This is a genomic window from Bradyrhizobium sp. Tv2a-2, from assembly GCF_000472425.1.
GTDB lineage: Bacteria > Pseudomonadota > Alphaproteobacteria > Rhizobiales > Xanthobacteraceae > Bradyrhizobium.
The window spans coordinates 1-8,592 of record NZ_AXAI01000060.1; the positions used below are offsets into that span (position 1 = coordinate 1).

The 8,592-nt window shown below is 56.6% G+C and carries 8 protein-coding genes and 1 pseudogene; 2 read left to right on the top strand and 7 right to left on the bottom strand.

Features of this window, described 5'->3' with window-relative positions; all coding sequences use genetic code 11:
• Nucleotides 1–341, top strand: a 341-nt coding sequence (locus A3AI_RS0141220) for an integrase core domain-containing protein (protein ID WP_024521045.1), incomplete at its 5' end; no start/stop codon positions are given.
• Here the strand turns inward: A3AI_RS0141220 and A3AI_RS0141225 are convergent.
• From A3AI_RS0141225 to A3AI_RS44850, 7 genes and pseudogenes are all read right to left on the bottom strand, one after another.
• Nucleotides 338–1,471, bottom strand: a complete 1,134-nt coding sequence (locus A3AI_RS0141225; protein WP_024521046.1) for an aminotransferase-like domain-containing protein — start codon at nt 1,469–1,471, stop codon at nt 338–340. The genes A3AI_RS0141220 and A3AI_RS0141225 overlap by 4 nt on opposite strands.
• Nucleotides 1,468–3,066 carry a class I tRNA ligase family protein gene (locus A3AI_RS0141230; RefSeq protein ID WP_024521047.1) on the bottom strand — a complete coding sequence of 533 codons (1,599 nt, stop codon included), beginning with the start codon at nt 3,064–3,066 and terminating at the stop codon, nt 1,468–1,470. Before A3AI_RS0141230 ends, A3AI_RS0141225 begins: the two co-directional genes overlap by 4 nt.
• A 1-nt stretch (nt 3,067) precedes the next feature.
• Nucleotides 3,068–3,397: a cupin domain-containing protein gene (locus A3AI_RS0141235; RefSeq protein ID WP_024521048.1), complete on the bottom strand. Its 330-nt coding sequence runs from the start codon at nt 3,395–3,397 to the stop codon at nt 3,068–3,070.
• A gap of 22 nt (nt 3,398–3,419) precedes the next feature.
• Nucleotides 3,420–4,199, bottom strand: a complete 780-nt coding sequence (locus A3AI_RS0141240) for a phytanoyl-CoA dioxygenase family protein (RefSeq protein ID WP_024521049.1) — start codon at nt 4,197–4,199, stop codon at nt 3,420–3,422.
• On the bottom strand, nt 4,189–5,457 hold the full coding sequence (locus A3AI_RS0141245; protein ID WP_245287087.1) for an MFS transporter: 1,269 nt from the start codon (nt 5,455–5,457) through the stop codon (nt 4,189–4,191). Before A3AI_RS0141245 ends, A3AI_RS0141240 begins: the two co-directional genes overlap by 11 nt.
• Nucleotides 5,458–5,468: 11 nt before the next feature.
• Nucleotides 5,469–6,779, bottom strand: a complete 1,311-nt coding sequence (locus A3AI_RS0141250) for a lysine N(6)-hydroxylase/L-ornithine N(5)-oxygenase family protein (RefSeq protein WP_245287088.1) — start codon at nt 6,777–6,779, stop codon at nt 5,469–5,471.
• A gap of 531 nt (nt 6,780–7,310) precedes the next feature.
• Nucleotides 7,311–8,267 (bottom strand): annotated as a pseudogene (locus A3AI_RS44850) (cytochrome-c peroxidase).
• 98 nt (nt 8,268–8,365) lie between these two features.
• Between A3AI_RS44850 and A3AI_RS0141260 the strand changes: the two are divergent.
• The coding region (locus A3AI_RS0141260; protein ID WP_024521052.1) for a helix-turn-helix domain-containing protein at nt 8,366–8,592 on the top strand (227 nt) is incomplete at its 3' end.

Here is an 8,592-nt window from a genome sequence, read left to right on the forward strand (position 1 = left end):
ATGCAAGCCTGGGCGTCACGGTCGAGCGTGTCATGACCGACAACGGCGCCTGCTACAAATCCATTGCCTTCCAGAAGGCCTGCAAGCGCCTCGGCCTCAAACACATCCGCACCAAGCCCTACACCCCACAAACCAACGGCAAGGCCGAGCGCTTCATTCAAACCAGCCTGCGCGAGTGGGCTTACGCCCAGGCCTACAACACCTCAAGAGAACGCGCCGCCGAGCTGCCAAGATGGCTCCACCGCTACAATTGGCATCGTCCTCATGGCAGTATCGGGTCTGTACCGCCAATCAGCAGGCTCGGCTTGGCCGGGTATAACCTCTTGAGGCTCCACACCTAGAGCTTCGCGTGTAAGTCGCCCAAAAGCGCCAATCCCTGTTCGATCGCAGACATTGGAAGATAGCTGAAACACAACCGGACGTGGTCGACGCTTTGAGGGCCATAGTTGCGGCCATGGACAAGGTGCACGTCATACTGACGGCGCGCAGCCTCGATGAAGGCTTCGGCATCAGTCGCCGCAACCAGTTGTAGCCAAAACGAGAAGCCACCGCTCGGCAAGACATAATCTGGTTCGAAAATGGGACTACACTGCAGCAGCGTGCTTAGATCGTCTCGCTTGGTTCGATAATGCTGGCGCAAGCGGCAAATATGGGCATCAAGGGCCCCTGACTGCAATAATGACAAGACGACATTGCTGGTTATGGGGCTTACGCCGCCGTCCAGTTTGAGGCGAACAAGCCTTTTGATGATTTCCGATTCTGCAAGCACCCAGCCTAGCCGCAGACCTGGTCCGGCAATTTTGGAAATGCTATGAAGATTGATAACGTTCCCGCCTGGCGGAAGCCAATCGACTGCGCCGGCATAGGGCAGCTCCGCATAGACAAGATCCTGCACCAGGGGCAGCCCATGATGGGCTAATAGCGCTGCCAAACGCCCCATATAGGTGCGCGGTATATAACGCCCAGTCGGGTTATGAAATGATGGCGTCGTGTAAAAAAGCTTTACGCGCGCATTTTTGCGCAACACCGCTTCGAGTTCGTCCAGGTCGGCCCCATCCGCGCCCATACTGAGCTGAACCACGGACGCGCCCAAGACTGAAAATGTCCGGAGCGCACCCAAGTAGGACGGGTCCTCGGTCAGAACAACATCGCCAGGATTGATCCAGGCTTCCGCAACCAGTTGTAGAGCCTGTGAAGCACCGCTGGTGAGCATAATCTCGTCATGCCGCACTCCGTAGCGAAGTGCGAGCCTCGCCCGGAGCTCCGGCAAACCCGCCGCATCAGTGTATTGCGGCAAATCGACGGGAGCGACGCCGGTATGCCCGGTGAATGGATTCGGCCACGCCAGCTCTGCAAACATCACGGGATCGGGGAGCCCGTACCCGAAATTGATGGCGCGCTTCACGTCCGAGTAATTGAACGCCGTAAAGCCTCGAGCAAGCGAGCAGCGGTTCGAGAAAGGTGGAGTCATGACATTGTCGATCGGGTTGAATTAACCCGTTCCGTACCAAATCGCTCATTGCAGGCCGCGATTAAGCTGGCCGGTATCGGCTCACTAAAATACGGAAAGTCGACGCTCCCCCTCGCTGGTAAACTAGCCTCTCTAAGAGAATCCACGAGCGACGGCCACCATTGCAAGCCGAAGAAATGCTGACCGTATCGTATCGCAATCTCAGGTAGCACCGGATAAAGGAGACTTAGGAACAAAGAGATTTGCTCTGCATTCCACATCCCACTACTGTCCTGTCCAAAGGCCGCGACATCAAAGTACGTGTCTACGATATCGAGCGCTTCCCAGAACTGCAGTGCCTCGATCGCATCGACGTAACGCTCAGCCAGGCAGCCTAGGTTCGAGCAGAGCCCCCTTCTATCCACTATGCGCGCCCTCTGTGCATAGCGGCGCAACGCATCCTCCCAGACCCGGACTTGTGATGTGGCCTTGATCAGCTTGCCCATATCGAAATCGTTCTGATCACTGCCGAACGGCTTGGCCACTCGCGCAAGCGCATAGCAGAGTACGTTGGAATCCACCTCACGCGCCACCTCGTCGGCCCAAAGCGCATGACCACGACTCGTAGAAAACTTCAGGCCCTGCAACTTGTAGAAATCTTGGATGGAATGATTTTTAGGGATTGGATAGCCGCGCGCGAGCAGAGCTGCGGTCACACCTGCTGTGTAGTAAAACCGGTTGTCCTGGCCCATAAAAAACAAGACTTGGGTGTCCGTATCCCGCATCACCGAGTTGGCTTCCAGATTGTCACGGCCGCACTGTTCACGAATCCCGGTCTCGAAACACCACAGGCCTTCAAACCAGGTGAGTAGAGTTTGGCCGATCAGAGGATCAGGCTGCTTTAGCTTCACACCGTAACTGAAATGGCGCGACATGGGCAGGGCGTGTACGTCGGCAGCGAGCCAGGCACGTGTCTTGTCGCGGATCACTTCCGGCCAGGCGCTTTGTTCAATAGCTTCGTCCAGAGCTTGAGCCAGTCGAGGGACATCGAATACGGCCTGCTTGATCGGAGCCAGCACCAGCTCACGACCGCACGTGGCGTGCCGCGCGTTGCGGAGTGTGTCGTGCTGGATCGCAAGCCCGCAATTCTCACACAAGCTGCTATCGGTATCCGCCTGGCATGCTGGACAATTTCCGACGCCCAGCGAATCGGCAACGAACTCGTCGCAGTATTCGCAATAGAGTTGGGTTCCGCTCCGCACATCGACGCATCCAGCCTCCTGCAGCTCGCGAAAAATGGCCAGAGCATTGTCTTTGTGGATTTCGCTGGACGTACGGACGAACACATCCGGCGTAATCTGCACGGCGGATAAGCACTGCAAGATCTCGCAAATGTGTTTTCGCGCAACGTCGTCGACCGCTCGACCGAGCTTTCGCGCTTTTACCAGCGTATAGGTGCCATGTTCATCTGCGCCCGTGATATAGTAGGCGCGATGACCGGCCATTCGCTGGAAGCGGACGAAGATATCAGCAAGTAGGTAAACACCACCGACGTGACCAAGATGTAGCTTTCCATTGGGGCAAGGGGGAGCGGGACAGACATAGTAGGTGCGCATGTCACTCCCACCAAATAGATAAGAACTTGAGCTCAATATCCTGGCTGATATTACGGATCGCGTGCTTCTGGTGTGGCGGCATGTAGCACAATGTCATCTCGCTGATGGACTGCTTCTGACCGTCTGCTTCGTATTCTCCATGACCAGATATCAGCACCCATATTTCGTGCTCGTGGTGCGCGTGCAGATCGACCGCTCCACCTGGTGCGACCACAACGATAGAGATGCCGAACTCGGTTCTAAGGCCATTCGGCAGATGCTCCAGGAGGCGTGAAACCAGCACGCCATATTCCGTTCGCATCAGTGAACGATCGATCTGCTTGGTGTACACGCCGGTCTCTCCTCCGTGTCACTCAATCGCGATAGAGTATGCCATTCGGCAGCTTTAGATTCTCGAGATCGGATACTCCGTCTTCTGGTGGGTTGTAAGCGCGCTTCATGCGGTTATATTCCGCGCGCGTTGGGCCGCCGCTCGATGCGCGCTGGAACACCAAATAGAGGGCGCGGCGAGAGCGATCGCTCTTGTTTGGCAACGAGTAGTGAGGCGCGTAATCGTCAAAAATGAAGAGATCTCCGGCTTTCCATGGCGTCGGCTCCCATTTAAAGGTGTCGGAGACCCCTGAATTGATCACCCAGCCGTCATCCATGGGAAACAGCCCCTCCTTATGGCGACCTGGCGTGAAGAAAAGGCCACCGTTGTCAGGGACCGAGTCATCTATGGCAACAGCGGCTATTGCATGCACCATGCGTTCCGGTACGTTGTGGTGGACGTGATAGATGTCCTGGTGCGGGCGGTATCCGCCGCTGTCAGGATACTTGAAGATCAGCAGCTCCTTTAACATCCGCGCGTTCTCATCAAGCAGCGTCTCTATCGTCTCGCTGATCCGGCCGTCAGCCAGCAGCGTTTCGCGCAGAACGTCGTGATAGTCTAAGAAGTTCTCCGCTTTCGATATAATCTTGCGATTATCGGATGTCTTCTCGAACCACAGCATCCACTTGTCGTCGCTTACATCCCAGCGCGCGACTTCCTCCGCGCCGTTCGAAATCTTGTCCCTGGTAACAGCATCGAAGAAGCCCTCAAGTCGGATATATCCGTCCTGATCCCATTTCGTCTTTTGTGCTTCAGTCAGCATGTGCGAGCTCCTTTCTCAAAGTGAGGGGGACCTTGTGGCAGTATTTGCGCGAGGCGATTGCCAGGACGGCATTCGTGGCAGTTGCGCCCAGTAGCGTGAGCAGCATGACGTCCGGCCCGGATCCCCGGATCAACTGGCCGCCCAGTAACGGGAAGCCGAACAATCCGAGGAAATAGGCTAGCGAGAACATTTGCGAGGTGACGGGCACGGATAGTCCTTGGCCGTCCGCGAGATTGACGGCCATTCCGTTGAGGGTCGCATAGCTTAGCCCGTAGCCTACCGCGAAGATTGCAGTGGCCGTGATATAGAGGGAGGTACTCCCCGTATTAACGAGAAACAGCACCAATGATGCACCTGTCGCGAGCATAAGCGTGAGCGCAAGGCGATGTACTGGGACGCGGCCGATCGCGAGAGCGACTGAAAAGCGCAACGCCACGCTGGCAGCGGTGAACACAAGAAAGAACAAATCAGAATTCAGGTGACGGGATGCGGCGTAGGCGGATTGATAAGTCGAAAGCCCCGAGAAAATGCAGGCGGCAACTGTAATCATGGCGATTGGAACCGCAGTGCATTTGCGGAGGAGCGCGACCGTGCAGGCTGCTGTGATCTCGATGTGCGGCATCGGCATTGTTGGCATGTTCACCATAGCCCGCCGAGAGGCCTCTAAGCAGAGGGCTGCGATAACACACGCCGTCGCGAACAGTGCATAGACCACGGACATCGAGCCGGTGCACCTCGCCAATAAGTGACCGAATGGAGTCGCCAGGCCTAGGCCGGCCATCTGTGAGCCGGATAAAATCGTCAAGTATTGGAGACGTGCCGCAGGCCTTAGATGACGAATGATCTGCAGCGGCAACAGAATGAACGAAACCGACCATCCTACACCGACCAACATACCTCCCGCATAGGCCGCGCGCTCGTCGAGGCCGGCGCCGGCGAGGAGCAACATCGCCAGCGCCATGGCCAAAGAGGCGCCTGTCACAGTGGGCATGATACCAACGCGTTGGGCCATCCAACCTGCCAGGAAACAGCACAATATGATGGCAGCGGTGGCCCTGGAGATAATTGCACCCGCGACTTCACTGTCCTTACCGAGCGCCTGCATGTAATCGGGCAATAGGAAACTCGTGCCGTACGCTGCCGCGATAACAACCGAAGCAACCAACAATGGCGCGAACGCCTGGTAGCGCAGACCGAGTGGTAGTTGGCCTGCAGCGATAGCAGAGCCATCAACACGATGACTGCTTATGGCAGACAAGGTCCCTCTCCTCATGTGATCGCGGCCACATGTTGCGCGGAGCGCGGTACAACCGGCTCGACGCCTTTCCCTCTCGTCTCATAGCCCTCGAGCACCTGCCGCTCTGCCGTATTCACATAGAACGGCCGTTCAAGCAGTCCGTTTATGATGAGACTGTTGCGGTATGCCACCAGCGAAAGATTGACGCTTTGCAAGCCATGCTGCAGGCGGCTTTGGTTCTGCAAATACACTGGCCCTGGCATCTGCTGGCTGAAGCAGACCGCATAGTCCGGACCCAGCACAGGCAGCCCCTCCTCCATGCGCGCGCCGCCGAGAAGGGATTGCAAAAACGGCGGTGTGCGTGGCTGAAACCCCGTGGCGAGCACGATCCGATCAACGGAAAGCCGATGACCCCTCTGAGTGGCGATTCCGCTCAAATCTACTCGCCAACGCTTGTCGTGAGACGTGATGTTTGTCACGACTACACTCGACAACAAGCGGAAGCTCTCGCTTAGCGAGCCCGCCACGTCGCGTTCGTACAGCATCTCATAGAGACGATTGCACAATTCAGTAGAAACACCGTCGCTTGTCAGCTTCTCGCGCTCGACAATGGATCGTCGCTGCTGCAGAGGCAAAGCGTGAAAGCGGTGGCTGTATCCCGGCATGTAAGCTTCGTTGGCGAAGCTGTTATCGTCCATCGCCAACAGATTTGTGCGCGACGTTGCCCAGGTAATCCGCGTGCCAACCGAGCGGGTAAGAAGGTGCTCAACAATCTCAGCGCCACTCTGACCGCCTCCCACTACGAGCACGTGCTCGCCAGTTGAAGGGGGGCTTCGCTCTAGATAATCAGCCGCATGATAGACGGTTTCGCCGACAAAAGCGCTAGCGCACACTGGAATCTTGGGCTCTACGCCTACCCCTATGACTACGGCGCGCGCGAGGTACGTGGTTGTACTCGTATTGACGCGGTAGCCGTCTTTGAAAGGCACAATGTCGACCACTTCTTCGCCAAATCGAAGCGTTCTCAGTCGTTGCGCCACCCATTGGTAGTAATCGGAGAACTCCCGGCGGGAGGTGGAGGCGTTTCGCTTGTTGACAAAACTATAGAGGCGCCCGTGCATCGCCAGGTAGTTTAAGAAGGAATACGAACTGGTGGGATCCACCAAGGTCACGCAATCCTTCAGTGGCGACACTTGCAACCGGCTATTTGGCAATGCGAGGCCCGGGTGCCAGTAAAATGTCTCGCGCTTCTCTAGGAATAATGCACGCAGCCGGGTCGGTTCGATGAGTGCTGCGAGGCTGAGATTGAACGGACCGATCCCGATGCCAATGACGTCAAGCATATCCACTTGCATAAACTCCTTCCCAGCGAAGGCAGCGCTTGCTCAAGTTTGAATGCTACAACCTGACGTTACGTGCGATACAAGCCCCAGATCTGAGTCTCGACTTGGTCGGCATTTTGCCGTCAGCGGCGGGATGGAAGAGCCATTTTGTTCCAGCGTTATCAGTTGATGGCGTAACCGCAATCAGCGCGCGCCGACCTCCTCGACGCCCGTTCTTGGTGTCGCACCTTCGAGCGCTCAACCCTCCCTTGGCTCCCTTGCGCGACTGTTGTTTCGTAGGCATTGAGCCTCCCCCATGAGGTTCGGCCTTGTCGGGTAAGACGCGCTTGGTCCTATTGTCTCGCAGTCAATTCCGTTGCTCTTGAAAATGCGCTGAATCCGTCCCGTAGCACCCGGTCGTCGCACAGGGTGCGAGAGTGTAACGTCAGCGACATATCCGACCGTTTGTACGATAGCCATCTTGTTTCGTTCGCCAACGTATGGCCGGGGAGACGTTCTTGAGGTGTTGACGTTGTCGAGAACGAGTGCGGTCTATCTGCCAATAGATGGAGGCGGCGTCCTTTCTGTCCGCACCGGCAGGATGGGATATTCGATCTTTGGACCCGTCAGCGAACCGAGGAACGCGACGATATCATCCGCTTCCTTTTCGCTCAGCCTGGTACCAAGCTGCGCTTGGCCCGACCGCCTCCTTTAGGCTCCAGACCTGTCCCGAGTGAAAGTAAGGTGCCCGCAAGGCGACATTGCGCAGCGGCGCCGCGCGGAAAACATACTGGTCGGCCCATATCTTCGTCACTGCAAACCGCCCCTTGTCTGTGGCCGGTAACACATTGACGCTCGGCTTCTCTGTCACGCCGAATGGGAAGTAATCTTGTCCACCGATGTTGATACCGTTGTGACAGGATGAACAACCCGTTTCCATGAACAGCTTCAGCCCGATCTTCTGTTGCTCATTTAGGGCATCCGAATTTCCTTCGAGATACAAATCGAAGCGGGAAAACGGCGTAATCAGGGTGGTTTCGAAAGCCTCTACGGCCTTGCCGAAGTTATCGAAAGTCACCGGCGACGCGTCGTCGGGGAACGCTTTCTTGAACATAGCAACGTAGCCAGGCATCGAGCTCAGCGTCTTGACTACGCGATCGGGGGTCGCATTCATCTCGACGCTCGCCTGTACGGGCGCCTTAGCCTGAGCTTTGAGATCGGGCGCCCGTCCATCCCAGAACTGCGCGATACTGAACACCGCATTATACACTGTCGGTGCCCGACGGCGGACCTTTTTGCCAGCCGTAGCCAACTGATGTCGGCCCCGCATCGACACCAGCGGTGCCGACATTATAGCACGTGTTGCAGCTGATGATCTGGCTCGCTGACAGCCGCGGATCAAAAAAGCAGCAGCTTGCCGAGCTCAATTTTATCGCGCGTGAGGCTGTTGTCCTTCACGTCCGATACGATCGAAGGGATCGGCCTGAAATTCTGTTTGGCGGCCTTCATCAGATCGTCATCAGCGAAGGCCTCGTACGACAGCAGCACTAGGTGTTTAGTCCCGGACTTTGAGGTGCATCCTTATCGCACGATTCGAAGGAAGCGCTATGGGACAAGTTTTACACGGCTGCGCCACCACGACGGAGGCAGTCCGTCGAGCAATACAAAATAGTCAAGAGAGCCTGAGAGCCCTCGCTAAGCGCTACGGGATCAACCAGAAGACTGTCGCGAAGTGGAAACAGCGTGAGACCGCCGCTGATCTTCCGACAGGCCCCAAGGAAGCCAAATCGACCGTACTTTCCATCGAGGAGGAGGCGATTATCGTCGCCTTCCG

Excerpts from the sequence above, each read along its gene's own strand:
- A3AI_RS0141230 (WP_024521047.1), bottom strand. The coding sequence starts at position 3,066 with ATGCGCACCTACTATGTCTGTCCCGCTCCCCCTTGCCCCAATGGAAAG.
- A3AI_RS0141225 (WP_024521046.1), bottom strand. The coding sequence starts at position 1,471 with ATGACTCCACCTTTCTCGAACCGCTGCTCGCTTGCTCGAGGCTTTACG.
- A3AI_RS0141250 (WP_245287088.1), bottom strand. The coding sequence starts at position 6,779 with ATGCTTGACGTCATTGGCATCGGGATCGGTCCGTTCAATCTCAGCCTC.
- A3AI_RS0141240 (WP_024521049.1), bottom strand. The coding sequence starts at position 4,199 with ATGCTGACTGAAGCACAAAAGACGAAATGGGATCAGGACGGATATATC.